The organism is Mycetocola spongiae (genome assembly GCF_020424085.1).
Classification (GTDB): domain Bacteria; phylum Actinomycetota; class Actinomycetes; order Actinomycetales; family Microbacteriaceae; genus Mycetocola; species Mycetocola spongiae.
On record NZ_CP080203.1, the window covers coordinates 1,633,969 to 1,660,746 of the forward strand.

The window sequence follows — 26,778 nt, forward strand, 5'->3', positions numbered from 1 at the left end:
AAGAATGGAGAAAACCATGACCCAGACACTCAGCCCCGTGCTGGCCGAGAATATTCGCGCCACCAACGCCCACGACCTGGAGGCACTCCTGGCCACCTTTGCCGAGGACGCCCTGATCCTGGATGACTCGCGCGAGATTATCGGCACCGGGGCGATCCGCGGATTTTTGGCGCGGGAGATCGTGGGAGACCACGTGACCTATCGGGTGACCGAGGTGGTGAACGCCCCCGGCGTGACCATTATTCGGGCCACTACCGAGGGCGATTTTGATCGCACGGGACTGCCCGATCCGGTGATCCTCACCCATTATTTCTCGGTGATCAACGGCAAAATCAGCGCCCAGTACACAGCGCTCCTGCGCGAGAGCGAATACTAACCGGCTATTCGAAGGCCGCCGCCCCCATGCCCGCGATATACGCGGCCTGCTCCACATGGGCCAGCGCATCGGCACAGATGCTGACGAGGCGGGCCCCGAGCGTGACCGGCGGATCCCAGGATTCGTCGATGATCGCGCCCAGGTCGGCCTCGGAGAGCGTGCCGATATACGCGGTGAGCGAGGCGATGGTGGCGGCAATATATTCCACCAGCAGGTCCGCATCATTCACCACGATGGCCCGCGCCTGCTCCGGGGTATGGCCGTAGCCGATATCCTCCGGGCCAAGGCCCAGCCCAAAGCGGGTGGCAAAATCCTGCGCGAGCCAGACCTGTGTGGCACCCGCGAGCGGGGCCACCTGGATATCGATTTCCCGGCCTGTATGCCACAGCAGCCAGGCGATGGAATTATCGTGATGCGGATGGGCATTAAGCCGCTCGGCGGTGAGTGCGGGGCGCAGGGCCCGCGCGGTCTCGAGCGGGCGGGCGGCCAGGTCGGTGAGAATCTCAATCGCGTTCATAGCGCCAGGATAAACCCCACCCCCGATATTCGGAGGGGTTCGGGCGTCGCCCGCACGGTGCAGTTGGTACATTCGATATCAGCGCACTTCCCGGACAGAGACGAGAACGCATGCCCCGCACGCATACCCACCCGGACGGGGCCTGGCGCGGCGCCGGAATGCTCCTGCGCGGCTCGCTGCACCTGTTGCGCTCGGGCGGCGCGGGCATGCTGGGTATCATTCTGGGCACACAGCTGGTGGTCCTGCTCCTGGTCTTCCCCGTGCTGCGCTGGCTGTTCCGTCAGGCGCTGCGCTCCACCGGAATGACAGCGCTGGACCTCGGTACGCTGCGGCTCACGGGGGGCTTCCCCCTCACGGTGGGCCTGATCCTGCTGCTGGTGCTGCTCGCCTTCATCCTGCTCGCGGTGCAATATACGCTGCTGATGGTGGTGCTCAGCCGCGTCGCCGATGGCGCACCGCATACCGTGCGGGAGATCTCCGCCGAGGTGGGCAGGGTGGCCCATAAGCTGCTGCGCCCCTCCTCGCTGCCGCTGATCGGCTATCTCTTTATCGTGCTGCCGCTCACCGGATTTGGTTTTACGTCCGCGTTTATTCAGCGCATCGAGATTCCGGAGTTCATCTCCGGGGAGCTGGCCAAAAGCACCCCGGGCGTGCTGGGCCTGCTCGTGCTCCTCCTCCTGCTGATGGTGCTGTGTATCCGCTTCGCCCTGATCCTGCCGCTCTTTGCGCTGAGCGCGGCCACCGGCGGCCGCGCCGCCCGGCTGAGCTGGCGGCTCACGCGCGGGCGCCGCGGATTCTCGCTCATCATCGCGGTATCCACCGTGACCCTCGCGGCGGGAGTGCTCACGCTGGGCATTCTCCTGCTCGCGCTGACCCCCGTGGCGCTGAGCGATTGGCTCTTCCCCGCGGCCTCCCCCGTGCTCGCCGCGCTGAGCCTGGGCCTGGCCCAGACCGCGGCGCTAGTCCTCACCGGAATGGTCACCGCGGCCATCGCGGGAATCCTGCTCTGCGCCGTGGATCGCTCGCGCGCGGAGCTGCCCGAACGGATCATCCTGCGCCCGATCGCGGGCCTCGACGAGCCGCGCGCACCGCGCGAGCGTTCGCGCCGCCCCGCGGAACTGGTCGCGGTGGCGCTGCTCGTGGTGGCCGGTGTGCTGGGCGTGGGCGGGATCGATACGATGCAGCGACTCTCGGACCAGCCCGAGACGCTGATACTCGCCCACCGTGGATTCACCGAGGGCGGCGTGGAGAATACCCTCGGCGGTTTGGAGGCCGCCGCGGCGGCCGGGGCCGATCTGGTGGAGATGGACGTGATGCAAACCCGCGATGGCGAGTTTGTGGTGATGCACGATGTGACGCTATCGCGCCTGGCCGGGCAGGATCTCGCCGTGCGTGATCTCACGCTCGCCGAATTGGAGGCGATCACGGTGCACGATGGCCTCGGCCATAGCGATACGATCCCCTCGCTGGAAACCTATGTGACCCGCGCCGCGGAACTGGGGATGCCGCTCCTGATCGAGATTAAATTCAGCGGGGCCGAGGGGCCCGATCATGTGGAACGGCTGGTAGCCAAGCTGGAGGAGCTCGGGGCCCTGGAAAATAATATTTATCACTCGCTGGATGCCGCGAGCGTGACCCGGCTGAAGACGCTGCGGCCCGATCTCACGGTGGGCTATATTATGCCCGTGGCCGGCGGCGGGGTGCCCCAGACCCGCGCCGATTTTATTGTGGTGGAGCAGTGGACCGCGACCACCGCGATGCGCGAGGCCGCGGAGCGGGCGGGCCTGGGCTTTATGGTGTGGACCGTGAACGATCCCGCGGCCCAGCGCACCTATCTGCGCGAGGGGGTATCGGGGATCATCACCGATCGGCCCGATACCGCCCTGGATGCACGCTCCGAGATGGGATCCGAGAGCGGAATGCTTGAGCGCCTCGCGGACGCCCTGCAACGCGTATTTGTGTTTTAGTCGTGCACCACGAGGCAGGTCACCGGGCGATAGCCGCTCTGTGACTGCTGCGCGCGCACCTCGCCATTCACGGTGATCGTGCAGGAAATATCTCCCGACTGACCATCGATATTCTTGGCAAAAAGCACCAGCTTATAAAAACGATCCAGCTGATCGGCGGTGAGCACGGTCTCGGACTCATAGGGCAGCGCCTGGCGCACCACATCGCGATCGGAACCGTCACCCTCGGTGACCATCACATCGCGGATCAGGGCATAGCTGGAGGAACCGGTGACCGAATAGCGCACGGTCGCGGTGCCCTCCGCGGGCACGGTATCCGGCGTGATCTCGGGCGCGGGCTCCGCGCTCTCCTCGGGGGCGGCGGTGCTTGAGGCCACGGGGGTGGGGCTTGCCGCCTCGGCCTCGGGGCGGGTGGCGCAGCTCGCGAGCAGGCCCCCGATCAACATGATTCCGAGCGCCATACCGAGGCGGCGGGTCAGCGAACGGGTGGGCAGGTGGGGGGAGGTACTCATCTCACCATGATGCGCCCGGCCGGCCGTGTGTGGCCAGCCTGCTGGCCGATAACGCACCCGGGATGTGCCGATCCGGCTGATATTCGGCGACATAAATCCCAAGGCGAATACTCCCCCTCCGTGTCAGGATGAGTCATGAATAGAGCGCTGAGGGTTCGCCCGCGGGTCTGGATTGGCCTCGCCATCTGGCTGGGCTATATCGCCGTGATCCTGGCCGTGGGCCGGATCACCAATATCCCCTATCCGGAGCTCGGCAGCAGCGGGGAGACGCTCTTTCGCGGCGCCGGAATCTCGCTGATCGTGGGCACGATCCTGCTCGCCGCCACCACAACCGCGCTGGGCTGGTGGCGGCCCGCGCTCCTCGAACGCCGGCGCAGCGCGGCCCGCTGGCCGATCATCGCCCCCGCCCTGATGGCGGTGCTCGCGGTGCTGAACCTCATGGGCACCGACTGGGCCGCGCTGGACGCCGCGTTTATCGGCGCGCTCCTGGTGCTCCTGCTGGTGGGGTTCACCGAGGAGCTGACCACGCGGGGACTGCTGCTCGTGGCGCTGCGCAGCCGGCTCGGGGAGGTCTGGGTCTGGGCGTTCAGCACCCTCGCGTTTGCCCTGATGCATCTCATTAATGCCTTCAGCGGGCAGGACGTCCTGCCCACGCTCTCCCAGGTGGGATTTGCCTTCCTCGGCGGCACACTGTTTTATATCCTGCGGCGCATAACCGGCACCCTGCTCTGGGCCATGCTGCTGCACGGGCTCTGGGACGTGGCCACGTTTGCGGCGTCCCACGGAACGCCCTCGCCCCTGGTCGGGGTGGTGGCCACGCTGTATCTGGTCGCCGGAATCCTCGGGCTGATCGCGGTGCCCTTTGTGATTCGCGGGGCCCGCGAGGGGAACCCCACGCGCTAATTCACCGGCGCCCACTCCCCCTCGCTCACGAGGAAACCGTGGTTTTGGGCATAATCATCGCCCCGGACGATCAGGACATAATCGCCCGCCTCGGCCCACTCGGGAATCGCGATGGGGAAGGACCAGCCCCCGTCCGGGCCCGCCTCCACGCGGGTCTCCACCCCGAGTCCCTCCGCCATGAGCAGCACGCTCTCGCCCGGGAGGAAACCCGTGCCGCGCGCCTCGAGCGTGCCTCCGCGCGGGACAGGTGAGCCCAGCAGGCTCACCCGGGGGCGGGCGCTCACGATAAATGCGGCACCCACCGCCGTCTCGCGCACCACGATCCGATATTCGCCGGGGGCGGCCCCCGCCGGAATGCCCAGCACGGCGGTGAAGGCGCCCGCGGCATCGGCATCGGCGCTCAGCGTCGCAAGCGGGCCCAGACCCGGGGCATCCAAAACGATTATGCTCCCCGGGATAAACCCGGTGCCGCCCACGGTGAGGGTGCCCCCGGCGCTCACGGGGGAATCACGCACCCAAATTTCGGGGCTCGCGGCCGGGACCCCCGGCTGCGGGGTCGGCGAGGGTCCCGGGGTGGGAACCGGCGGCGCGGCCGGAGCCGGGGCCACCCCGGTGGGCAGCACCGCGGAGGGCGATGCCGGCGGCGGACCGGGGCGCGGCAATACCGCGGGGCGCGGCGCGGGGGCCACGGCGGCCGGCGGCACCGCGGGGGCGGGATCCTCCGGCTCGGCGAGTACCGCGAGGGCGCTCTGCCCCCAGGACAGATCCTCGGCGCCCAGCACCAGCCGATAATTACCGGGCTGCACGGACTCGGGAATCGGCACGGTTCCCGACCATGCCGCGCCCAGCGGCAGCGCCACGACGTCCCCCTCCGCGCCCCCGAGCGGCAGCAGCGCCGCCTCGCTGGGCACACCACCCGATACGGTTACCGGGAGATTCTGTCCGCGGGCGACGCTCCCGGGGGCGGAGATATCCAGCCCGGGCTTCGCCGCGACCAGGGCATCCTCGCGCGGGGCCACCTCGATCCGGGAGCCCGCCTCGGTAACCTCCCCGCTGCGGGTATCGCTCACGCGCACCGCGAGCGGGTGGCTCCCCACCCCGGGATCCACCCAGGCCAGGCCCGAGGCGGAGGGCGTCTCAAACCGGCCATCGCCATCCAGATCAAACTCATAGCTGAGCGCGGGATCCCGCGGCCCATCACCCAGCGCCGAGACCAGGCTGGGGGTGCCGGCAAATGCGAGCGAGACCGTGCGCAGGGTCACGGCATCGGGTCCAAGCGAGCGGGCGAGGTCCGCGGAGACGCTCTCGCCCGCCTCGAGGGCAGCGAGTGCAACCCGCTGGCGCTCCTGCGCGAGGCGCGCGATCAGCTGCGCATCCGTCGGGGCCTCCTCCGGATAGCTCGCGGAATAATAATCCATATGGTCGCCATAGGTTCCGGTGGCCAGCTTCCACAGGCCCAACACGGGAGAAAACTCGCAGATCGGATCGCCCTCGTGGCAGATCGACGTGCGCTCCCCGGACACCGAATAATAGGCGTCCAGGCGCTCGCGCTGGGACTCATCGGCCTTCCAGCGCACAATCCCGGTGCCCCCGGCGCCGCCCGCGCGCACCCCGGTGCCATCGGGCCGCTGATACGGGTCGCCGATATTCACCACCCCGATCACGCTTGCGGGGTTAAGCTCCGCGGTATGGCGCGCGGCCATCGCACCCTGCGAATAGCCGATCAGTACAAAGCTCGGCAGCACCGGGCAGCCCGCGGCCGAGCCCAGATACTCCTGCATAATATGGGTGGCCGCCTCCGCACCCCGCTGGGCCGAGTGCAGCAGCCGGGAACCGTCCAGCGTGAGCGCGGATTCCAGCGAGCTGGCCTCGCTGATCGCATCCACCGCGTCATAACCAAAGGGCTCGTCCTCGCCCGCCGGCCCCACCGGGATCACCGGGATCGCATCGGCGCGGAATCCGCGATACGTGGTATCGGCGAGCTCGGCGAGGAGGCCACGCAGCGTGACCCCCTCCCAGCCGTTGGTCACCAGCTCGCTATTCCCGTAGCGATACGGGGCCCCGATATTTTCCCGCACCGTGGGCTCGAGGTTGGCCTCGCCGCTGCCGCGAAACGCGAGGGCAATCACGGGGGCGCAGCCCTCGGGGATTTCCTGGGCAAAGCGCCCCGCGTTATTGGGGCCGCCGGCGAGCAGGAAACCCGCCCCGACCGCGGCCACCGCCGCCACCGCGATACCCGCGATCCACAGCGTTCGTTTTTTCGGACGAGTCATGATTTCCCTCCCCTGGGAAGAGTGCCCCAAATTCCCGACGGAAAAACGGCAGCCTATGCCCAGGCTAGGTGCCCACTCGCCCCGGGGGAATCGGTATTAACTACGCAATTCCGCGCCGGAATCGGTAGCCGCCCGCGCCCGCCGCAGCGCGTTGTCGTTATCTTCCTGCACCAGGCTCATATTGGCGGCGGCGCCCGCGGTGGCCCCCGCTCCCATCGACATCGGCACATTGGCCGCGGGGGTCACCACATTGCCCACGGCCCAGACCCCGGCAATGGCGGTGGCACCAAATCCGTCCACGGGCACAAAATCTCCGTGCGGGGTCGCGGCGCGGGTGGCCCCGAGGGCCAGCAGCACCGCGTCATTGGGTTCAAGCCGCACATGGGTGAACAGGGCGTCCACCGGGAGCACGGTGCCGCCGGCAAGTTCGATGCCGGTCAGGGTGCCCTCCGCGGAGATCATGCGCTCGATCGGCTCCGAATACGCGCGGATTCCGCGCGCGGCAAGCAGCTCGCCCTCCTCGGCCCCGGGCAGGTCGCCGCCGTTGCTGAGGAACACCAGGTTCTCGCTCCACTGCCGCACCAGCGTGGCATAGTGCACGGCCTGGGGTCCGTGGGCGAGTACCGCGATGCGCCGCCCGGCCACCTCATAGCCGTGGCAATACGGGCAGGAGGCGATTCCCGTGCCCCACTGTTCGGCAAATCCGGGGATCTCGGGGAGCCGATCCACCAGGCCCGAGGCCACCACGATTCGGCGCGCGTGCAGCGCGGAGCCATCCCCCAGCGTGAGCTCAAAGCCGCCGTTATGGCGTCGGGCCGTATCCACGGTCCCGCGGAGGAACTCGCCGCCAAAGCCCTCCACATCGCGCCGCCCGGCGGCCACCACGTCCAGCGGGTTTTTCCCGTCGTGGCCCAGCACCGCGTGCATTTCCCGGGCAAAGCGGTTGCGGGGCAGGCCCTCGTCCACAATCGCGGTGCGCCGCCCGGCGCGGGTGAGCATCAGCGCCGCACTCAGTCCCGCCGCGCCGCCCCCGATAATTACTGCGTCATAGTCATTAGTCATGGGTCCAGGATGCGGCCACCATCCCGCTATGGCAAGAATCCTTGCCGTTTTGGCAAGAGGCGCGTATGGGCCTGCACTGGCAGGGACCCGCCGCGGCGATCCCCGCGGGCGTACCCTGGAGCCATGACCGGACCCTCACCCCGCCCCTGGACCCGCGCCGATGCCGCCGCCCATCTGCGCATACCCCGCGCCTCCGACGATAAATACTCGCGCGGGGTGCTGGGCATCCTCACCGGCTCCGAAAACTTCCCGGGCGCAGCGGTACTCGGCGTCGAGGCCGCCCTGCGCACCGGGCTCGGAATGGTGCGCTATCTGGGGCCCGCCGCGGCGCGCGAATACGTGCTCGCGCGCCGCCCCGAGGCCGTACCCGCCGATGGCCGCGTGCAGGCGCTGCTGGTGGGTTCCGGCATGACACCCGCGGATATGACCCCCCTCGTGCGCGCCCGCGTCGCCGCGGCCGCCGCGGAGGGCATCCCGCTGATCCTCGACGCCGGCGCCCTGGAACTGGCACGGGAGCTTCCGGGGGCAGCGCTGATCCTCACCCCGCACGCCGGCGAGGCCGCCCGGCTCCTGGACGGCGAGGCCGATGCCACACAGATAGCCGCCGATCCCGTGCGCTGGGGCACGGTGCTCTCCGAACGACTCGCGGCCACGATCCTGCTCAAAGGGGCGCGCAGCACCGTGCTCACCCCGGGACGCACCCCGATCCGGCTACCGATCGCGAGCCCATGGCTCGCCAGCGCGGGAACCGGCGACGTCCTCGCCGGAATCCTCGGTGCGCTCGTGGCGGGTGCGGGCCCCGCACCCACGCCGCGCAGGCTGGGGGCGCTCGCCGCCACCGCCTCGCTCCTGCACGCCCTCGCGGCCGAAAGCCTCGCGGGCCCGGTAGTGGCCCTCGATCTCGCGGCCGCGGTCTCCCCCGTGGTGGCGGGGCTACTGCCCGATTAGAGGCGGCACTGCGGATCGCGCTCGGGAACCGTGCCATTGATCAGGAAGTCGTCCACGGTGTTGTTAATGCAGGCACTGCCCTTGTTATAGGCCGTGTGCCCCTCGCCCTGATAGGTCACCAGGTGGCCGGATTCCAGCTGATCGGCGAGGGATACCGCCCACTCATAGGGCGTGGCCGGATCGTTGGTGGTGCCCAAAACGAGGATATCGGGGGCACCCGCGGCGTGAATCTTGGTGCGCTCGGCACCGTCCGGGAACGGCCAATTGGCGCAGCCAATATCGCCATAGGTCATGTATTTACCCAGGACCGGCGCGGCCTCCTCGATGGCGCGGGCCTCGGCCGCCATGCTCTCCGGATCGGCGTTATAGGTATAGTCGCGGCAGTTATAGGCGGTAAACGCCTCGGTGGAGTTTTCGGTATAGCGGCCCGAGGAATCGCGGCCGTTGTACTGATCGGCGAACTGCATCGCGATGCCCGGGTCTCCGCCCAGCACCGAGGCAAACATCTGCGAGAGAGCGGGCCAGCTCTCCGCCGAATACAGCGGGAAGATGATCGCGGTCATCAGGGTATTGGCGTCGAGGATGCGCCCATCGCTCACCCGCAGGGGGCTCGCGGCGGTGGAATCCAGCAGGGAGGTCACGGTGGTCATGGCCTCGTCCACGCTGCCGGTGAACGGGCAGCGCGTACCGGTCAGGCAGTCCTCCAGATAGGCGCGCAGGGCATTTTCAAAACCCACGGCCTGAATCTTGGATACCTCGGCGTTGCTGACCGAGGGGTCGATGGCGCCGTCCAGCACAAGCCGCCCGACGTTCTGCGGATAGAGCTCGGCATAGGTGGCGCCGAGGAACGTGCCATAGGAATAACCGAGGAAGTTCAGCTTGGGATCGCCCACGAGCGAGCGAATCAGGTCCATATCGCGGGCCGAGTTCACCGTGTTGATGAACTCCAACGCCGGCCCGGTCTGCTTCAGGCAGGCAGCGCCAAAGCTCGAGGCCTCGGCCGCGGCCTCCGCGATCCACTCGGCGGAGCCGCGCTCGGCCGTGGACCCGGCGCCGTAAAGGTAGTTATCCATCGCAGCGTCGTCCAGACACTTCACGGGGGTGGAGCGGCCCACACCGCGGGGATCAAAACCCACGATGTCATAGCTCTTGCGGAGGCGATCATCGGTGGCGAAGGTGACCGAATCGGCCACAAAATCATAGCCCGAGGCCCCCGGCCCACCGGGGTTCACCAGCAGCGAGCCGAGGCGCGCGGACCCGGAATCGGCGTGGGTGCGGATGAGATCCAGCGTGAGCGTATCGCGCTCGGGATTGGCCCAGTCCATCGGGGAGGTGATCGTGGCACACTCCATACCGGAATTACATTTTTTCCACTCCACGTCCTGACCATAAAACGGCTTCAGGTTTTCGGCCACGTTTTCGTTCAGCGGGGCCGTGGCCGAGCGGCCGGGCTCGGGCAGGAAGGCGGTAACGCAGCCGCTGAGCGTGAGGGCCAGCGTGGCGGTCAGGGCGAGGGCCCCGAGCAGGAGGCGCGGGCGGCGGAGGGAAGCGGACAATCTGGAACCTCGTTATCGTATGGCGCTGATCAGCATGGCTTCGAGGGCGAGCGTCGGTGCGACGTTTCCCTCCACGCGGCGGCGGGCACCGTGGATGGCATCCATGGTGTGCAGGGTGAGCTCGGGGGTGCCCTCGGCGGCGGCCGCGCGGATCCCATCGAGGAGTTCCACGTTGATGGTGTCATCGGTGCGGCCCAGCTGGGTCATCAAAATATCGCGGTAGAGCGAGAGCAGATCGGTGAGGATGCGGTCGACGCCGTCGATCACCCCGCGCTTGGCACGGCGCTTCTGATCGGCTTCCAGATCGCGCAGCTGCGCGCGCAGCGCCGGTGGGATAGTGCCCCCGGGGTCCACACCCAGCGAACGCAGGACGCGCTCGCGTTCGGCCTCATCGCGGGCACCGGTATAGGCCTTGGCATCGTCACCCGCGATCTCCACGAGGCGCGCGGCCATGAGCACGGCCGCGGATACATCGTGCACGCCGAGGGCCGCGCGCAGGGTCTCCTCGCGGCGTTCGCGCGCCTGGCTATCGGTGGCGAGGCGGCGGGCCATGCCGATATGGCTCTGCGCAAGCCGGGCAGCCTGTTCGGCCGTGGCCGGGTCGATGCCATCGCGGGTATTAAGTAGATCGGCCACATCGGCTACCGAGGGGGTGCGCAGGCGCACCGAGCGCACGCGCGAGCGGATGGTGGGTAGCAGATCGGTTTCGCTCGGGGCACACAGGATCCACACCGTCTCGGCGGGGGGCTCCTCGAGGGCCTTCAGCAGCGTATTTGAGGTGCGCTCGGCCATGCGGTCGGCATCCTCCACCACAACCACGCGGTATCTGGACACCGAGGGCGCGTAATAGGAGCGGCGCACGGTCTCGCGCACATCGTCGATCTTAATCGTCATCGCGGAGGTGACCAGGGCCGTGAGATCGGGGTGGCTGCGCGCGGCGACCTGGGCGCGGGTATCGGCATCGCCATCCACCGAATCGCTCAGCAGGGCGGCGGCAAAGGCATAGGCCAGATTGGAACGGCCGGACCCGGGGGGCCCGGTGATCAGCCAGGCGTGTGTCATCGACCCGGCGCGTTCGGCGGTGCCTCCCGCGGCGGCGGCGCGCAGGAGCGCAACCGCATCGGGCTGACCGATTATTTCCTCCCACACCGACATAGCCTCCAGCCTACCGGGAGCGGGAGACACCGCGGCGCGCGGCGTCGGAAATCTAGGCGGAGAGGAGGGTATCTACGCGCTCGCGGATGAGGCCCGCGAGGGTCTGGATATCGAGGCTCGCGTCAAGCACCAGGAAGCGCCGGGGTTCGGCGGCGGCCAATTCCAGGAAGTGGGCGCGCACCCGACGGTGAAAATCGTTTTTCTCGGCCTCGAGCCGGTCAAAGCGGGTGCGGGAGCTATCCAGGCGGGTGCGGGCGGTGACCTCGTCGAGGTCGAGGAGGATCGTCAGGTCGGGCCAGAGATCGCCCGTGGCCCAGCGCGAGAGTTCCCGCACCTCGCCAAGGTCGAGGGCGCGGCCGGCGCCCTGATAGGCGAGCGAGGAATCGATATAGCGGTCCTGGATGACCACATCGCCGCGTTCGAGAGCGGGACGCACGCGGGTATCAATATGCTGGGCGCGGTCCGCGGCATATAGCAGGGCCTCGGCCCGCGGGGAGATTTCCCCGCGGTGGTGGAGCACGATCTCGCGGATCTGCTCCCCCACCTCGGTGCCGCCGGGCTCGCGGGATCGCAGGATGGTGCGTCCGCGCGAGCCCAACCACTGCTCCAGGAGCTCGGCCTGGGTGGATTTCCCCGAGCCGTCGCCGCCCTCCAGCGTGATAAATAAACCGCGGTTGGTCATCTGCGTTACTCGCCCGAGCCCTCGCCCGCGGCCTCCGCGGCGGCCTTGGCAGCCTTGGTCGCGGCGGCCTTGGCAGCCTTGGTCGCGGCGGCCTTGGTGGTTGCAGCCTTCGTGGTCGCGGCCTTCGTGGTCGCAGCCTTGGTGGTTGCGGCCTTGGTGGTTGCGGCCTTCGTGGTCGCAGCCTTCGTGGTTGCGGCCTTTGCAGCGGTGGTGGACTTGGCAGCCGTGGTCTTCGCGGCCGTGGTCTTCGCGGCCGCAGTCTTCGTGGCGGTGGTTTTCGCCGCGGGCTTCTTGGCGGCGGGCTTCTTGGCCGGGGCCTTTTTCGCCGGGGCCTTTTTTGCCTTCGGCTTGGCCGGGCCCTTTGCACGCTTGGCGGCAAGCAGCTCCACCGCGCGCTCGAAGGTGATCTCCTCAACCGTTTCCGATTTGGGAATCGTGGCATTGGTGGTGCCGTCGGTCACATACGGACCGAAGCGGCCATCCTTGACCTTGATCGGCTTACCGCTCTCGGGGTCCTCGGCGAATTCCTTCAGCGAACTGGAGGCACGCTTGGCACCGTATTTGGGCTGGGCGTAGATTTCGAGGGCACCGGGCAGGTCGATCTCGAAGATCTGGTCCTCGGTGGTGAGGGAGCGCGTCTCGGCACCCTTTTTCATATACGGCCCAAAGCGGCCGTTTTGGGCGAGGATTTCCTCGCCACTCTCGGGATCGATGCCCACCACGCGCGGCAGGTCCAGCAGGCGCAGCGCGGTTTCCAGGTCGAGGGTATCCAGCGACATGCTCTTAAACAGCGAGGAGGTGCGCGGCTTGACGGCCGCGGCCTTCTTGGCGGGCTTCTTCTTGGCCGGTTCGATCACCTCGCCGGTTGCGGCATCGGCCTCCACGGCGGGTTCGGGCTCCAGCTCGGTGACATAGGGGCCGAAGCGGCCGTCCTTTGCCACGATCTCCTTGCCGTTTTCCGGGTTAACGCCCAGCACCCGATCGGTTTGCACGGGCGCGTCGATGAGTTCCTGGGCCTTGGCCACGGTGAGTTCATCGGGGGCGAGGTCCTCGGGGATATTCACGCGACGCGGGGTGGCATCGGGTGCGGCCTCGGGATCGGTGATCTCCAGGTAGGGGCCGTATTTTCCGATGCGCAGGGTGATGGTATCGCTCAGGTGGATCGAGTTGATCTCCCGGGCGTCGATCTCGCCGAGGTTATCGATGACCTGGCGCAGGCCCGAGCCGTCTTCGCCACCGAAGTAGAACGAGTTCAGCCACTGGGTGCGGTCCTGCTCCCCGGCCGCGATGCGGTCGAGGTCTTCCTCCATCGAGGCGGTGAAATCGTATTCCACCAGCCCGGCGAAGTGTTCCTCGAGGAGCCGGATCACGCTGAAGGCGATCCAGGTGGGAATGAGGGCCTGGCCGCGCTGGCTCACATAGCCGCGGTCCATGATGGTCGCGATGGTCTGTGCGTAGGTGGACGGACGCCCGATACCGAGCTCTTCCAGGGTCTTGACCAGGCTCGCCTCGGTATAGCGCGGGGGCGGGGTGGTCTCGTGACCCTTGGCCTCAACATCGCTGAGGTTTACGCTCTGGCCCTCGGTGAGCGGGGGCAGCTTGGCCTCGCGGGCGGCGGCGTTTTCGGCGTTGCGCTGTTCGTCCTGGCCCTCCTCATAGGCGTGCAGGAAGCCGCGGAACGTGATGACGGTTCCGCTGGCGGTGAACTCGGCGATTTGACCGGCCGCGGCGGACTCCACCGTGACGGTGGCGGTCTGCCCCTTGGCATCGGCCATCTGGCTGGCGACGGTGCGCTTCCAGATCAGCTCGTAGAGGCGGTAGTCATTGCCCGAGAGTGCGCTCTTCAGCGAGGACGGGGTACGGAAGTTATCTCCCGAGGGGCGGATGGCCTCGTGGGCCTCCTGCGCATTTTTGGATTTGCCGGCGTAGATGCGGGGCTTATCCGGGATGCTATCGGCTCCGTAGAGACTCGTGGCCTGGGCGCGCGCGGCATCGATGGCCTGCTTGCTCAGCGAGGGCGAGTCGGTACGCATATAGGTGATATATCCGTTTTCGTAGAGCGACTGCGCCACGCTCATGGTCTGCCGGGCGGAGAAGCGCAGCTTGCGCGCGGCCTCCTGCTGCAGTGTGGAGGTGGTGAACGGGGCGGCGGGACGGCGCGAATACGGCTTGGTCTCGAGCTTGGAGACGCGCGAGTGGGTCTCGGGGGCGGCGAGGGCCTCGGCGAGCTTCGCGGCGCTGGCTGCGTCGAGCTGGCGGGCGGTGCCGGTGAGCTCTCCGCGGTCGGAGAAGTCGCGGCCGCTGGCGATGCGTTCGCCGTCGAGGCGCACGAGGCGGGCCTCGAAGCGGATGGGGTCTTCCTCGGCGCTGACCTGCACGGCGATGTCCCAGTATTCGGCCGAGACGAAGGCCTGGCGTTCGCGTTCGCGCTCCACGATCAGGCGGGTGGCGGCGGACTGGACGCGGCCGGCGGACAGGCTGGGGCCCACCTTGCGCCAGAGCACGGGGGAGATTTCGTAGCCGTAGATGCGGTCGAGGATGCGGCGGGTTTCCTGGGCGTCCACGAGTGCGACGTCGAGTTCGCGGGTGTTGTCCTTGGCCGCGAGGATGGCGTCCTTAGTGATTTCGTGGAAGACCATGCGGCGCACGGGAACCTTGGGCTTGAGCACCTGCAGGAGGTGCCATGCGATGGCCTCACCCTCGCGGTCTTCATCGGTTGCGAGGAGGAGTTCGTCGGCGTCCTTGAGTGCACGTTTGAGGTCGGCCACCGTTTTTTTCTTGCTATCGGAGACGACGTAATACGGTTCAAACCCGTTGTCGACGTCTACTGCAAATTTGCCCATCCCACCCTTTTTAAGCTCGGCGGGGAGGTTTTTGGGCTCGGCGAGGTCTCTAATGTGTCCAACAGAACTGAGGACCTCATAGCCCTCACCGAGATACCCGGCGATGGACTTCATCTTGGTCGGCGACTCAACGATGACCAGCTTCTTCGTGGCTGACACCCGGCTCCTTTCGTCAGGCACACCATACACACCCTGACCGTGTGCGCACCTCATCGGCACCCAATTGGACACCCCTATGATCCTCCTTTTTATACACGCTTGTGAATTCCTTTCTGTTCTCGGCGGGTCTAGCCGTCATGATTTGGGGTGTTTTTATCCTCCTCTGGCGTGTTTCTTTCGGGACCGGCGCGGGCGGTGGCTCGCAGTTTTAGGCCCCATATCTGCCGTTCCACGGTGACCGTGACATCCGCGCCGCCACGGGTACAGGCCGCCAGTGTGGCCCCGGCGCGCTGCGCCAGCGCCTCGGCATGCCCGCAGGGATCGCCGGGGGCCAGGCCCGCGACGGTTTCGGCCGCGGCCAGGGCCGCGGAATCTGCCGCGGTGATTACGGCGTGTCGCACCGCGTAGAGCGCCAGTGCCCCGAGCAGGATCGCGGCGTCGATGAGCCACACCCGCTGCCCGGCGGCCCCGATCGCGCCCAGTAGAAAGAGGCAGCACAACACCACCGCGGGTAACACCACGGCGACCTCCGCGGTGACTCCGCCGCGATCACAACGAAGCGAACGAGCCCACGGGCCCCGCGCGCGGCGCGGCGCCCGGGCGGGGACGTGCGCGCCCGCCCCGCGGGCGTACCGGCGGGGCATGATCGAGGGACGCCCACGCCATCGGCCCGCCCTGCTTTATGCCGACACATTAGGAGGGAATGGATAGGGCGGCACGGACCAGGCCAACGAGCATTCCCCGCACCTCATCACTGCGCAAAATCAGCACGAGCAGCCCCGCAAAGGCCACGGCCGCCGCCGTGGAGAAAAGAAAGCGTACTTGGCAGCTCCGCAAAAAATGAGTGGTTCTCGCCCTCATCTTTGCAAATTATCATTCACGTGAAGCTAGTGATGAAGAGTGGAAACCAAACTGTAGGTCAGGTCAACCTGACACCTAAACGTGCAGCAGACCCCTATGAGATTCCCGGCCGGATTATTGCCGACCTGGAGACTGGCGCTCCGATGGATATCCCTAAAGTCGACCTAGCACGCCAGCGGCTTGGCCGCACTGCCCAGCCCACGAAAGACTAGTCCATGGCATTTTGTGAACCAGCCGAGGCGATGCGGGGTTCCCTTCTCATACCGTAGATGATCCGCATTCGCCTGCGCGCAGGTGGGTCGGGGCAGTGGTTTGCCGATGGGAAGGGCGACGAGGGTGGCGCGGGAGACGGAGACATCGCGTCGGATCAGGGGAATCTTGCGCCGGGTTCACGAGCAGCCACGCCGCTGGCACCGCCCGGCAGGGTACTGGACGGCGGACGAATCGGGCCATGTTAAGCGGCAGGGTGAACTCGACGAGTGAGGGCCCCACGGCCCACGGAACACGGCCCACGGAACACAATGTTTCTGGGAAGGCACGTGCGCGTAGGCCTGCATATGACAGTCCGTTCAGTAAGATCTTCCTCAAGGGGGAAAGATCCGCATGGGTGCAACGAGGAAACGGGACTTGATCGCGGAAGCCGCGGCTCAAGAGTTCCTGCAGCACGGATTTGCCGGTGCATCGCTGTCATCGATCGCCGAACGAATCGGGCTCACCAAGGGCGCCCTCACCTACCATTTCTCGGCCAAGGCGGACTTCTCTGCACACTTTCTTGAGCTGGTGCGGAGCGCGACAGCGCAGGCGAATGAATTTTCCAAAGCACAGTACCCGGCGTGTGGCGTACGCCGGCTGGTGTTGTACTTTTTTGTCACGACCTCCTGGCAACTCAGCGAGCCCTCGTATGCGGCCGGCCTCGCGCAGCTTCTCGACCAAGGCGCTCCGGCCTTCGAATCCCGGCACCCGATCCAGGACTGGTACAGGCTAACCGTAGAGTCCTTGCAGGCCAGCGCCGAGTTTGAGCCGGAGCGCCACGGACTGACGCCCATCGAGGCGGCTGAACTCTTTTTTGCAATGAATCTTGGCGCAAATCTATTCGGCAGCTACATCCCCCAGGAGGAGGGCGAGTGGCGGCCCATGAGACTTATTCGCCTGGCGCTCACCGCCATCGGGGTGGAGCACGCCGACGTCATCATTGCTGAGGTCGTAGACAGGCATAGGGAGAGCATCCCGCCCATGACCTATCCGCGGAGAACCCACACCCAACGCTGAGGTGCGATAGCGACTCCCGCTTCTGCGCGGGCGCCATGCGCTTTCGTTGCGAGCGGGCGGGAACGCTGTGCTGCCGCGACGCAGTCTGATCGGATGTGCCCGCTCCCAACCTGCCGAGGCGACCCCATTTTGCGTTCTCATAAAAACTAAACTATCGTCTAGTTCTTGTACACCCACTCTGTCATTTTGTGTATGGAGGGGTGTTTTTTTGTGTTTACAGGTTACAAAGGAGAGGTTGAATTGTTGGAGTCGAGACATCGAGGCGGAACGCGCTCGTGGGGGAGAACCGGACTAGCGGCGTTTGGAACCGCTGCACTGATCGTTGGGGCGATCTCAACCGGCGCAATGCCAGCAGCGGCGGCCCAGGAAACGTTCAATCCGTTTGACATCAACAGAGGGTTTACCGCGGTTGCGCAGGGCGACGCCTACCTGAACAACGGTGAGGTTGAAGGCGCTGTCGCCGCGTTCGGTGTGATCGCAACTGGAAACCCGAACGGATATCCTGGCGTGCACTCGGCCGCAGGCGAGGCCGACTACACGGTGCCCAGCATCGATGGCACACCTGTGCGCATTCTCGCCACTGCGTACATCGGAGACGGTGCACTCGACGTCTCAAACCGGGACGATTCCAAGACAATCGCTGCCGACTCGCCCGAGGCAAACGCCGTCGTCAAGCTGGTGAGCCTCGAGGGGATGGCCGGTTCGAAACGGAGCGACTTCCTGCGCCTCACGAATAATTCCAACGGAATCATCGACCTCAAAAGCGTCAAATTTGATGACGCGGCGATCTCCAACTTCAAAACTGAGAAGCCTGCGGTCAGCGATTACTTTGCAGACGTCGATCAGAAGATCGCCCGCACAACACAGTGCCTGGCGTCAATGTACAACCCGGAGCTTGCCCTCAGCCACGCGGTGGACCTCAACGAGCGCGGCGGGATGCTGTACCCGAGCGACTTCGACACGAAGCGCCCCAATGTCATAAATTACGCTGACGTAGCCGGCAAGACCATCAAAATGGACAACGCAGACGGGTACAAACCCACAGCCGAGGCCCCGCTAGTCATTCGCGTAGCCAAGGGTGTCACCTCCCTGCAGGCCATCAATATTGAGGGTTGGTCGCCAAACAAGGGGCAGGAACAGAAGCTCGCCCGCTACATCATGCTCGACATGTCAGAGGTGACCGGGGAAGTCAAGATCGACGGCCTCACCCTCGGCTCCATCTGGGCACCGCAGGCAAGCCTGAACTTCAGCTCAGGTGTGACGACCAACGGCCAGTGGTTCGCCGGCGGCAACATCAAGGCTGCCGGCGGCGGAGAACTCCACCACCATACATTCCTCGGCCAGCTACCCTGCGGGGATCGCGTGGCAGATCCTACGCCGGATCCGAAGATTGGGACTACGGTCGCGGTTGATGGCTCTCAGGTAAAGGTGTTGCCGCTTACGGGTGGCACGGTTATTGATACGGTCGCCTATGAGGGCCTGACCCCTGGCACGAAGTATGAACTTGCCGGTGAGGTACGGACTGCGCCTGCTGGCGAAAAGACTGGAATTGTAGCGTCGGCGGAATTCACTCCGACTACGGCTGCCGGTACAACGACGGTTGAGTTTGTGATCACTGCGGATCAGGTTGCTGCGTATGCAGGCCAGGACCTCGTAGTGTTTGAATACTTGACAGCAGATGGTCAGCCGGTTGCCGAGCACACAGATCCGAAGGATCAGGCGCAGACGTTCACCGTCGCTAAGCAGCCGCTGAAGGTTGTTGATCCGAAGATTGGGACGACGGTCGCGGTTGATGGCTCTCAGGTAAAGGTGTTGCCGCTTACTGGTGGCACGGTTATTGATACGGTCGCGTATGAGGGCCTGACCCCTGGCACGAAATATGAACTTGCCGGTGAGGTACGGACTGCGCCTGCTGGCGAAAAGACTGGAATTGTAGCGTCGGCGGAATTCACTCCGACTACGGCTGCCGGCACGACGACGGTTGAGTTTGTGATCACTGCAGATCAGGTTGCTGCGTATGCAGGCCAGGACCTCGTGGTGTTTGAATACTTGACTGCCGATGGTCAGCCCGTTGCCGAGCACACAGATCCGAAGGATCAGGCGCAGACGTTCACCGTCGCTGAGCAGCCGGTGAATCCGGACAACCCGAAGAAGCCGGCTCCAGAGGTACCGAAGGAAGAGCTCGCCAAGAGCGGCGGGGAAGCCGCCTGGCCGGCACTCTCTGCCGGAATTCTCCTCTTTGTTGGAGGCATGATGCTCCTCCTGAAGCGCCGAAGTGGGCGTGTGTAAGTAGGAGCCGGGTGCCGCCCACCCTCCCCTAACTGCGGCATCCAGCATTGGAGGTGAAGCTGAGACATTCTCGGCTTCACCTCCATTTGTGTTTCCCGGGTGCCCAATGAATGCAGCCAGTGAGGTTCATGCTCCGGTTCGGGGAACTCATGGATCGTCGGCTTTGTCGCCATGACAGGGCGCCACCCGGGGCGTTTGGGAGTCTGGGTCACCGTGAGGTGTTCCGCTCGGAGGGGCCTGCTGCACGTTGAGATGCCATTCTGACCTGACCTACAGTTTGGTTTCCGCTCAAGGTAGCTAGTCGATGGCCTTCGTGAAAGGCTCACCCACATGCCGCGCCCGTTCCCACCAGCGTTCCGTATACGTGCAATAGCGCTCGCCCGCGAAGACCGACAGTTTAAGTAAACCACAGCCGATCTCGGCATCCACGAGGTCACGCTGCGGTCTTGGCTCCGTCAAGACGATATCGACACGGGGGTGTTTTTGTCCTCCTCTGGCGTGTTTCTTTCGGGACCGGCGCGGGCGGTGGCTCGCAGTTTTAGGCCCCATATCTGTCGTTCCACGGTGACCGTGACATCCGCGCCGCCACGGGTACAGGCCGCCAGTGTGGCCCCGGCGCGCTGCGCCAGCGCCTCGGCATGCCCGCAGGGATCGCCGGGGGCCAGGCCCGCGACGGTTTCGGCCGCGGCCAGGGCCGCGGAATCTGCCGCGGTGATTACGGCGTGTCGCACCGCGTAGAGCGCCAGTGCCCCGAGCAGGGTTGCGGCGATCAGCATCACCGCCGAGCCCAGCGCCAGGGAAAAAATCGAGCCGCTGCCACGATCGTCTCGCGCGCGTTTGCGCAGCCCGCCGCTCATGAGCCGGCGTCCAGCGCACAACTTTCCACGTGCTGGGAGAGGCCCAGCCCGAGGGCCCCGGCGAGCGCGACGGGGGCGGAGAGTCGCACGCAGATATATTCACCCTCCTGGGCGGTGGTGAGGGAGGCCGGGCCGATCAGCCGCGTGAGGCGCGGCTCGACCGTGTCCAGGCTCTCCCCGCGGGAGAGTTCCCGTGCCGCCTGCCCCGCGGCGTCGATGAGCCGCACCCGCTGCCCGGCGGCCCCGATCGCGCCCAGCAGAAAGAGGCAACACAACACCACCGCGGGTAACACCACGGCGACCTCCGCGGTGACTCCGCCGCGATCGCAACGGAGCGAGCGGGCCCACGGGCCCCGCGCGCGGCGCGGTGAGTGACTGTTCTCGCCCCGAACGGGCAGGGCCCACACCCCGGTTCGTGGCGCCCAGGCGGGGACGTGCGCGCCCACCCCGCGGGCATACCGGCGGGGCATGGCCAGGGGACGCCCACGCCCGAGGCCCGCCCTGTGCGCCGGACGCCGATGCGTTGGGAGGCCCCTCGCCGAGAGGGCACACACCGGGAGGCCCCACGCCGGGCGTTCTTGCAGGGGGCGGGGATGGCCGTGCCCGGCCCGCCCTGTTTTATGCCGACACATTAGGAGGGAATGGATAGGGCGGCGCGGACCAGGCCAACGAGCATTCCCCGCACCTCATCACTGCGCAAAATCAGCACGAGCAGCCCCGCAAAGGCCACGGCCGCCATGGTGGTGATGGCGTATTCGGCGGTGATCGCCCCCTCCTCGGAGCGAAGGCCCCGCCAGATTCGGCCCGCCCGGACCCGAGCCGCCGCGGGTACGGCGGGCACCGCGGACCCGCCGGGGACGACTGGGACGACGGGCACGTCGGTACCCGGGGTCGCGTTCGAGCGAGTGAGATACCGGAGGAAACGGACGCGCGCACGGGGGAAGACTCCACGGGGTTCGCGGGGGCGCGGCGCGTGCGGCCGGGGCACTCCTCGGGCTTGAATCCGGGGTGGGCGAACCTCGGCACACGGAGCCTGGGCACACGGAGCTTCGCCGCCCACAGCCTGGGCGCGCAGACCTCGGGCGCTCAGGGCTCGGCCACTCGGCTCGCAGCCACTCGGATCTCGACCACTCAGGGCTCGACCACTCAGATCTCGACCCCTCGGATCTCGACCACTCAGGGCTCGACCGCTCCGATCTCGGGTGCACCGGTCTTGGCCACGCTGAACGTGGCTGCACCGAACTTGGGCACATCGAGCTTGGGCACGGTGCACCCGGGCACGCAGTACCCGGGCGCGCAGGTCGGGAGGCAAAAGGAGCCAGAGGCGTCGGCCCACGGGATGGCGCGCCACAGCTGGGCGGCGGCAAATCGCACCCTGAGTGGCAGGCGGCTCCGCGGGCACGCCTTCGGGGGAGGAAACGGGGACGGTGGCGACGGCGACGGCGACGGGCACGGCGACGGGGACGGGGACGGGGACGGGGACGGGGACGGGGACGGGGACGGGGACGGGGACGGGGACGGGGACGGGGACGGACATGATTTTTCCTTTCTGGGGTTGGAGTGTGTTGTGGGGCGGATCGGGCGCGTGGCCGATACCCGCCAGGGAAGCAGGAACCGGCACCGGGACTAGACCGGGACAGGGCAGCCAAACCAGGACGCTAGGGCGCGGGGCCGATGAGGCCGGTGGAGTTGAGGAGCGACAGGACCAGGGGGAATACCCCCAGGCAGATATAGGACGGGAGCGCGGCCAACCCCAGCGGAAGCATGAGGCGCACGCCGGCACGCTCGGCCCGACGCCGCAGGTCCGTGCGTTCGAGGCGACGGGCCACGATCGACTCCGAGCCCAGGAGCAGCCCGGCCGGCACCCCGGCGCCCTCCGAGAGTTCAAGAATCTCGGTGAGTCTGCGCCGGCCCCCGAGGGGTAGCGAGAGCCCACACTGCTCCGCCCAGGACTCGGCCTGCTCCCGGGCCCCGCCGGGTGGGCCTCCGCCCGCGAGGCCGATGGCCGTGAGATCAAGGAGCACATCTTCCGGGGCCGCATAGCGTGATGCGGCGCGCAGAATCCGCCGGGCCCAGAACACCGCAATCAGGAGAAGGGCAACCCCGACGGCCAGCAGGACCCGGCCGGGTGTGGTGCCCACGAGGGTGGCGGCTACCGGGAACCCCAGGGCCTCCCCGCAGGCCACCCCGAGGAGGGGAAGCGCGGCAATCAGGCGCAGCGTGGAACGCGGACCGGCGGAGGCGACGTCGAGGTCGTGGTGGATCTCGGCCCGCGAACGCAGGGCCTCGGCGAGCGCGTGCAGGCTGGGGCTCAGCGCGGCTCCGGATTCGCCCGCGAGCGCCCAGGCGGCCGCGAGCCGCCGCCACCCCTCGGCAAGCCCCGCGGGGTGGCGCCCGGCCTCGGCGAGTAGCGCCGCGGTGGGCGGGAGGCCCTCGCCCAGGTCGTCCAGGAGCTGCCGCTCGTTTTTCGGCGACAGGAGAGGCTCGGAGCGCGCGAGCAGGTGACGCCAGGCCGAATACGGGGTGAGGCCCGCGGAGATCAGCACACCCAGGCGTTCCACCGCGGAGGCGAGGGATTCCAGGGAGTGCGCCGCACGCCCCGCCTCCGTGCGGGCACGCGGCGCACTCCGGCGTGCCTGGGGCCTCGCGCCACCCGGGGCCCGCCCGGGCACCCCGGCGGCGCGACCCGGGCCCCTCAACCTCGCGGCCGGGCCCGCCCCAAACACACCCGCCAGCCCACACACGCCTGCAAACCGCGGCCTGTCTCCCGGCCTGCGCACCTCGAGCGACCGGGCAGGTTTTCCCGGCCGCACGAGGCGCCGGGGTCTCACCCGGTGGGCCTGCCGGGCCCGCACCGCCCCCGGGATTTGTGGCCCGGCACTCATGCTGCCGCGCTCCACTCGGGCTGCACCCCGAGACGGCCCCGGGCATCAACGCCCAGGCATCCGAGAGCCCCGACCCGCCTGTGGGAGTGCATAAAATCGAGGTGGATGAGCAGGCCGATGGCGCTGCGGGCCTGGCCCGCCACCGCCCGCGCGGAGAGGCCGGCAAGCGCCCCAAGCGCCTCGAGCCGCGCGGGGACATCCGCCAGCGAGTTGGCGTGGATGGTGCCCGCCCCGCCATCGTGGCCCGTGTTCAGCGCGGAGAGGAGTTCCCGCACCTCCTCGCCGCGGCATTCCCCCAGCACAAGACGGTCCGGGCGCATGCGCAGGGCCTCGCGCAGCAGGCGCCGCACGCTGAGCCCACCCGCACCCTCCACATTTGCCTGGCGGGCCTGCAACGGGGTGAACTGGGGATGTTCCACGCGCAGTTCGGAGACGTCTTCCACCGCGATGATCCGCTCCCCGGGATCGGCCTCGCCCAGGAGCGCGGCCAGCAGGGTGGTTTTTCCGGCGCCGGTGGAGCCGCTGATGAGGATGTTTTGCCTCCCCCGGACGGCGGCCAGCACCGCGGCCCGGCAGGAACGTTCCGCGGGGCCAAAAAACCCGGCGGCGGCCAGGGCCTCCACCCTCAGCGGCCGCGCGGAGGGAAGGCGAATGCTCACGGCGGTGCCCAGCGGAGCCACCGGCGGCAGGACGGCATGCACCCGCACGCCGTCGCTGAGCCGCACGTCCACACACGGGCTCGCCTCGTCGAGGTGGCGCCCGCCCAGTGCGATAAGCCGCACGGCGAGAGCGCGCAGCCCCGACTCGGTGGGTCGCGCCGAGGGATCGGGGGTGAGGCCCGCGCCGATATCAAACCACAGCCCCGTGGAGACCGAGATACAGAGATCGGTGATGCCGGGCAGCAAAAGGTACGGGCCCAGCCAGCCGCAGGCCAGCGCGAGGCGCAAGCGTGCGGGCGGGGGCTCCAGCAGCTGCCCGAGGGCCTCTCGGGGTGCGGAACCCGGCGCGGGCAGACCGCTAGGCACGGCGGGGGCGGGCCTCGACTCTGGTGGCACAGCTTCGGCTAATACCGGGGCGGCAAGAAATATTTTGTCCATGGCTCCACGCTAAATTTTGGGCGTGGAGGACGGGAGGAAACGAGGCGAGGTGGGGATAAGTCCCGGAGCCTCTCCGGTCTGGGGAAAGCGGCTGTTGTGCGCCGGCTCGGCATCACCCAGCCCGGGATCGGGGCAGTTCCCGGGGAAGCCGCCCCGGGCAGTTTCCGCGTAAAACCCCGGGCTCATGCCGGGCCCTCCCGATAAGCGGGCATAAAAAAAGGGCGGCATCCATTGGGGGGAATGGATGCCGCCGCAAGCGACACTGGATTGGGGGGAATCCTTAGTGCGCCGCACGCTCGAAATAAATTTCGGCCTGCAATAACCTTATGACAGCCCGGAGGCGCAATTGACCAATGTCCACCTATTGGATGACACCACTTATGGTCACAAAATACGTAAATTCTCCCCTAGCGAACAAATATGGACAATTACGCGGCCTCACGCGGCCCCGATGGCGAAAACTTTCGCCACGGTCAGAAGCCTCCATGAATCGGGAGTACGCTTCTGTCCATACGGTTTCACACAGCGGTGAACCGTTTTCATCTGCCGCAAAGGAGCGATCAGCCAGCCATGAATCCCAAGATCGACAATCTGCTCACCGAGACGCGTCGTTTTTCCCCGTCCGAGGCCTTCGCCGCCAACGCGATCGCCGGGCGTGACCTCTACGAGAGGGCCGAGACCGATCGCCTGGAATTCTGGGCCGAACAGTCCCGCGAACTCCTGGATTGGGAAAAGCCCTTCACCCGCGTCCTCGACTGGACCAACCCCCCGTTTGCCAAGTGGTTCGAGGACGGCACACTCAACGTGGCCTATAACTGCCTCGACCGCCACGTGGAGGCCGGCAATGGCGACCGCGTCGCCCTGCACTGGGAGGGCGAACCCGGCGATAGCCGCAGCCTCACCTATGCCGAGCTCACCACCGAGGTCAAGCGCCTCAGCAACGTCCTGATCGATCTGGGCATCCGCGCGGGCGATCGCGTGGCCATCTACCTCCCGATGATCCCCGAGGCCATCATGGCGATGCTCGCCGTGGCCCGCCTCGGCGCCATTCACTCCGTGGTCTTTGGTGGCTTCAGCGCCGATAGCCTGCGCTCGCGCATCGACGATGCCTCCGCCAAGCTGGTCATCACCGCCGATGGCGGCTACCGCAAGGGCAAGGTCTCCGCGCTGAAGCCCGCCGTGGATGCCGCCCTCGCCCCCCGCGGCGAGCTCGGGGTCCAGGAGACCGTCAAAAACGTGCTGGTGGTCAAGCGCGGCGAGAACACCGTGGACTGGACCGAGGGCCGCGATCTCTGGTGGCACGATGTGGTCCCCGCGGCCTCCCCCGAGCACACCCCCGAGGCCTTCCCCTCGGAGAACCCGCTATTTATCCTCTATACCTCGGGCACCACCGGCAGCCCCAAGGGAATCCTGCATACCTCGGGCGGCTACCTCACCCAGGCGGCCTTCACGCATAAGAATATTTTTGATATTCACCCCGAGACCGATGTCTACTGGTGCACCGCCGATATCGGCTGGATCACCGGCCACACCTATGTCACCTACGGCCCCCTGGCCAATGGCACCACCCAGGTGATCTACGAGGGCACCCCGGATGCCCCGCACCCGGGCCGCTGGTGGGAGATCATCGAAAAATACGGCGTGAGCATCTTCTATACCGCCCCCACCGCCATCCGCTCGTTTATGAAGCTGGGCCGGAAGATTCCGAAGAAATTTGATCTCTCCAGCCTGCGCCTGCTCGGTTCGGTGGGCGAGCCCATCAACCCCGAGGCCTGGATGTGGTTCCGCAAGGTCATCGGCGGCAAGCTCGCTCCCATCGTGGACACCTGGTGGCAGACCGAAACCGGCGCCATCATGATCTCGGCGCTGCCCGGTCTCACCGAGACCAAGCCCGGCAGCGCCCAGGTGGCCGTGCCGGGTATCAGCATCGAGGTCCTGGGCGATTCCGGCTCGGCCGTGGAGAGCGGCTCCGGCGGCCTGCTTGTGGTGAGCGAACCCTGGCCGAGCATGCTGCGCGGCATCTGGGGCGATCCCGAGCGGTTTAAGGAAACCTACTGGGAAAAATTTGGCGATAAGTATTTTGCCGGAGACGGCGCGCGCCTCGACGAGGACGGCGATATCTGGCTGCTCGGCCGCGTGGACGATGTCATGAACGTCTCGGGTCACCGCCTGTCCACCGCCGAGATCGAGTCCGCCCTCGTGGCGCACCCCTATACCGCCGAGGCCGCCGTGGTGGGCGCCTCCGATGAGACCACGGGCCAGGCCGTTGTGGCCTTTGTGATTATCAAGGAGAGCCAGCTGGAGGAGGCCGGCGGGGCCGCGCATATCTCCGATGCCCTGCGCGCCCACGTGGCCGCCCAGATCGGGGCGATTGCCCGCCCGCGCGAGGTATTTGTGGTGAATGAGCTGCCCAAGACCCGCTCCGGCAAGATCATGCGCCGCCTGCTGCGCGATGTCGCGGAGGGCCGCGAGGTGGGCGATACCACCACGCTCGCCGATACCTCGGTCATGCGCATCATCAGCGATCGCGTCTCGGCCAATTAGGCAAAAAAATTATGGCCGGTTCC

The 26,778-nt window shown here is 67.1% G+C and carries 22 protein-coding genes and 1 pseudogene; 8 read left to right on the plus strand and 15 right to left on the minus strand.

What is annotated here, in order from left to right:
* Positions 1 to 16: 16 nt before the first annotated feature.
* A complete protein-coding gene (locus KXZ72_RS07350; RefSeq protein WP_226079728.1) occupies positions 17 to 376 on the plus strand; it encodes a nuclear transport factor 2 family protein in 360 nt (119 codons plus the stop codon).
* A gap of 4 nt (positions 377 to 380) precedes the next feature.
* Here KXZ72_RS07350 and KXZ72_RS07355 read toward each other — a convergent pair whose 3' ends face one another.
* Positions 381 to 893: a mycothiol transferase gene (locus KXZ72_RS07355; protein ID WP_226079736.1), complete on the minus strand. Its 513-nt coding sequence runs from the start codon at positions 891 to 893 to the stop codon at positions 381 to 383.
* A 110-nt stretch (positions 894 to 1,003) separates the two neighbouring features.
* Between KXZ72_RS07355 and KXZ72_RS07360 the strand changes: the two genes are divergently transcribed.
* The gene (locus tag KXZ72_RS07360) at positions 1,004 to 2,860 is read left to right on the plus strand and encodes a glycerophosphoryl diester phosphodiesterase membrane domain-containing protein (protein WP_226079738.1); all 1,857 of its coding nucleotides are present in this window, start codon (positions 1,004 to 1,006) and stop codon (positions 2,858 to 2,860) included.
* On the opposite strand, the gene KXZ72_RS07365 is transcribed toward KXZ72_RS07360, so the two are convergent.
* Complete coding sequence (locus tag KXZ72_RS07365; RefSeq protein ID WP_226079739.1) at positions 2,857 to 3,372, minus strand: hypothetical protein; 516 nt, start codon at positions 3,370 to 3,372, stop codon at positions 2,857 to 2,859. The genes KXZ72_RS07360 and KXZ72_RS07365 overlap by 4 nt on opposite strands.
* 135 nt (positions 3,373 to 3,507) lie before the next feature.
* On the opposite strand from KXZ72_RS07365, the gene KXZ72_RS07370 reads away from it, so the two are divergent.
* Positions 3,508 to 4,275, plus strand: coding sequence for a CPBP family intramembrane glutamic endopeptidase (locus tag KXZ72_RS07370; RefSeq protein WP_226079741.1), 768 nt, complete (start codon positions 3,508 to 3,510; stop codon positions 4,273 to 4,275).
* On the opposite strand, the gene KXZ72_RS07375 is transcribed toward KXZ72_RS07370, so the two are convergent.
* Together KXZ72_RS07375 and KXZ72_RS07380 are read right to left on the minus strand one after the other, a co-directional pair.
* A complete protein-coding gene (locus tag KXZ72_RS07375) occupies positions 4,272 to 6,548 on the minus strand; it encodes a cutinase family protein (RefSeq protein ID WP_226079743.1) in 2,277 nt (758 codons plus the stop codon). The two genes, KXZ72_RS07370 and KXZ72_RS07375, sit on opposite strands and share 4 nt — an antisense overlap.
* Before the next feature lie 96 nt (positions 6,549 to 6,644).
* The gene (locus KXZ72_RS07380) at positions 6,645 to 7,610 is read right to left on the minus strand and encodes an NAD(P)/FAD-dependent oxidoreductase (RefSeq protein ID WP_226079745.1); all 966 of its coding nucleotides are present in this window, start codon (positions 7,608 to 7,610) and stop codon (positions 6,645 to 6,647) included.
* A 123-nt stretch (positions 7,611 to 7,733) separates the two neighbouring features.
* Here KXZ72_RS07380 and KXZ72_RS07385 point away from each other — a divergent pair, with 123 nt between their 5' ends.
* The gene (locus KXZ72_RS07385; RefSeq protein WP_226079747.1) at positions 7,734 to 8,558 is read left to right on the plus strand and encodes an ADP-dependent NAD(P)H-hydrate dehydratase; all 825 of its coding nucleotides are present in this window, start codon (positions 7,734 to 7,736) and stop codon (positions 8,556 to 8,558) included.
* On the opposite strand, the gene KXZ72_RS07390 is transcribed toward KXZ72_RS07385, so the two are convergent.
* The 6 genes from KXZ72_RS07390 to KXZ72_RS14790 all read right to left on the minus strand — a co-directional run bounded on the left by KXZ72_RS07390 (position 8,555) and on the right by KXZ72_RS14790 (position 15,814).
* The gene (locus KXZ72_RS07390; RefSeq protein WP_226079749.1) at positions 8,555 to 10,114 is read right to left on the minus strand and encodes an alpha/beta hydrolase; all 1,560 of its coding nucleotides are present in this window, start codon (positions 10,112 to 10,114) and stop codon (positions 8,555 to 8,557) included. The two genes, KXZ72_RS07385 and KXZ72_RS07390, sit on opposite strands and share 4 nt — an antisense overlap.
* Positions 10,115 to 10,126: 12 nt before the next feature.
* Entirely contained in the window at positions 10,127 to 11,269 is a 1,143-nt protein-coding gene (locus KXZ72_RS07395) for a DNA polymerase III subunit delta' (RefSeq protein WP_226079751.1), read from the minus strand.
* 52 nt (positions 11,270 to 11,321) lie between these two features.
* Complete coding sequence (gene tmk / locus KXZ72_RS07400) at positions 11,322 to 11,951, minus strand: dTMP kinase (protein ID WP_226079759.1); 630 nt, start codon at positions 11,949 to 11,951, stop codon at positions 11,322 to 11,324.
* A gap of 5 nt (positions 11,952 to 11,956) precedes the next feature.
* Positions 11,957 to 14,953 carry a type I DNA topoisomerase gene (gene topA, locus KXZ72_RS07405; protein ID WP_226079761.1) on the minus strand — a complete coding sequence of 999 codons (2,997 nt, stop codon included), beginning with the start codon at positions 14,951 to 14,953 and terminating at the stop codon, positions 11,957 to 11,959.
* A gap of 128 nt (positions 14,954 to 15,081) precedes the next feature.
* A complete protein-coding gene (locus tag KXZ72_RS07410) occupies positions 15,082 to 15,474 on the minus strand; it encodes an Rv3654c family TadE-like protein (protein WP_226079763.1) in 393 nt (130 codons plus the stop codon).
* A 172-nt stretch (positions 15,475 to 15,646) separates the two neighbouring features.
* Positions 15,647 to 15,814, minus strand: coding sequence for a DUF4244 domain-containing protein (locus KXZ72_RS14790; protein ID WP_226079765.1), 168 nt, complete (start codon positions 15,812 to 15,814; stop codon positions 15,647 to 15,649).
* Between the two features lie 627 nt (positions 15,815 to 16,441).
* Here KXZ72_RS14790 and KXZ72_RS07420 point away from each other — a divergent pair.
* From KXZ72_RS07420 to KXZ72_RS07430, 3 genes and pseudogenes are all read left to right on the plus strand, one after another.
* Positions 16,442 to 17,083 carry a TetR/AcrR family transcriptional regulator gene (locus KXZ72_RS07420; protein ID WP_226079767.1) on the plus strand — a complete coding sequence of 214 codons (642 nt, stop codon included), beginning with the start codon at positions 16,442 to 16,444 and terminating at the stop codon, positions 17,081 to 17,083.
* Between the two features lie 345 nt (positions 17,084 to 17,428).
* The gene (locus KXZ72_RS07425; protein WP_226079769.1) at positions 17,429 to 19,372 is read left to right on the plus strand and encodes a VaFE repeat-containing surface-anchored protein; all 1,944 of its coding nucleotides are present in this window, start codon (positions 17,429 to 17,431) and stop codon (positions 19,370 to 19,372) included.
* 330 nt (positions 19,373 to 19,702) lie between these two features.
* A pseudogene (locus KXZ72_RS07430) lies at positions 19,703 to 19,849 on the plus strand (transposase); the annotation flags it as partial.
* Here KXZ72_RS07430 and KXZ72_RS07435 read toward each other — a convergent pair.
* From KXZ72_RS07435 to KXZ72_RS07455, 5 genes are all read right to left on the minus strand, one after another.
* Positions 19,828 to 20,229: an Rv3654c family TadE-like protein gene (locus tag KXZ72_RS07435; protein WP_226079771.1), complete on the minus strand. Its 402-nt coding sequence runs from the start codon at positions 20,227 to 20,229 to the stop codon at positions 19,828 to 19,830. The pseudogene KXZ72_RS07430 and the gene KXZ72_RS07435 sit on opposite strands and share 22 nt — an antisense overlap.
* Complete coding sequence (locus tag KXZ72_RS07440; protein WP_226079773.1) at positions 20,226 to 20,525, minus strand: TadE family type IV pilus minor pilin; 300 nt, start codon at positions 20,523 to 20,525, stop codon at positions 20,226 to 20,228. Before KXZ72_RS07440 ends, KXZ72_RS07435 begins: the two co-directional genes overlap by 4 nt.
* A gap of 335 nt (positions 20,526 to 20,860) precedes the next feature.
* Positions 20,861 to 21,070, minus strand: a complete 210-nt coding sequence (locus tag KXZ72_RS07445) for a DUF4244 domain-containing protein (protein WP_226079775.1) — start codon at positions 21,068 to 21,070, stop codon at positions 20,861 to 20,863.
* Between the two features lie 817 nt (positions 21,071 to 21,887).
* Positions 21,888 to 22,790 carry a type II secretion system F family protein gene (locus KXZ72_RS07450; protein WP_226079777.1) on the minus strand — a complete coding sequence of 301 codons (903 nt, stop codon included), beginning with the start codon at positions 22,788 to 22,790 and terminating at the stop codon, positions 21,888 to 21,890.
* A gap of 320 nt (positions 22,791 to 23,110) precedes the next feature.
* The gene (locus KXZ72_RS07455; RefSeq protein ID WP_226079779.1) at positions 23,111 to 24,139 is read right to left on the minus strand and encodes a CpaF family protein; all 1,029 of its coding nucleotides are present in this window, start codon (positions 24,137 to 24,139) and stop codon (positions 23,111 to 23,113) included.
* 642 nt (positions 24,140 to 24,781) lie between these two features.
* Here KXZ72_RS07455 and acs point away from each other — a divergent pair.
* A complete protein-coding gene (gene acs / locus KXZ72_RS07460; RefSeq protein ID WP_226079781.1) occupies positions 24,782 to 26,755 on the plus strand; it encodes an acetate--CoA ligase in 1,974 nt (657 codons plus the stop codon).
* The last annotated feature ends 23 nt before the right edge of the window (positions 26,756 to 26,778 follow it).

Bases quoted from the DNA above. Each gene is read 5' to 3' on its own strand.
- KXZ72_RS07350 (WP_226079728.1), top strand. From the start codon at position 17: ATGACCCAGACACTCAGCCCCGTGCTGGCCGAGAATATTCGCGCCACC.
- KXZ72_RS07355 (WP_226079736.1), bottom strand. From the start codon at position 893: ATGAACGCGATTGAGATTCTCACCGACCTGGCCGCCCGCCCGCTCGAG.
- KXZ72_RS07360 (WP_226079738.1), top strand. From the start codon at position 1,004: ATGCCCCGCACGCATACCCACCCGGACGGGGCCTGGCGCGGCGCCGGA.
- KXZ72_RS07365 (WP_226079739.1), bottom strand. From the start codon at position 3,372: ATGAGTACCTCCCCCCACCTGCCCACCCGTTCGCTGACCCGCCGCCTC.
- KXZ72_RS07370 (WP_226079741.1), top strand. From the start codon at position 3,508: ATGAATAGAGCGCTGAGGGTTCGCCCGCGGGTCTGGATTGGCCTCGCC.
- KXZ72_RS07375 (WP_226079743.1), bottom strand. From the start codon at position 6,548: ATGACTCGTCCGAAAAAACGAACGCTGTGGATCGCGGGTATCGCGGTG.
- KXZ72_RS07380 (WP_226079745.1), bottom strand. From the start codon at position 7,610: ATGACTAATGACTATGACGCAGTAATTATCGGGGGCGGCGCGGCGGGA.
- KXZ72_RS07385 (WP_226079747.1), top strand. From the start codon at position 7,734: ATGACCGGACCCTCACCCCGCCCCTGGACCCGCGCCGATGCCGCCGCC.
- KXZ72_RS07395 (WP_226079751.1), bottom strand. From the start codon at position 11,269: ATGTCGGTGTGGGAGGAAATAATCGGTCAGCCCGATGCGGTTGCGCTC.
- tmk (WP_226079759.1), bottom strand. From the start codon at position 11,951: ATGACCAACCGCGGTTTATTTATCACGCTGGAGGGCGGCGACGGCTCG.
- KXZ72_RS14790 (WP_226079765.1), bottom strand. From the start codon at position 15,814: ATGAGGGCGAGAACCACTCATTTTTTGCGGAGCTGCCAAGTACGCTTT.
- KXZ72_RS07425 (WP_226079769.1), top strand. From the start codon at position 17,429: ATGCCAGCAGCGGCGGCCCAGGAAACGTTCAATCCGTTTGACATCAAC.
- KXZ72_RS07435 (WP_226079771.1), bottom strand. From the start codon at position 20,229: ATGAGCGGCGGGCTGCGCAAACGCGCGCGAGACGATCGTGGCAGCGGC.
- acs (WP_226079781.1), top strand. From the start codon at position 24,782: ATGAATCCCAAGATCGACAATCTGCTCACCGAGACGCGTCGTTTTTCC.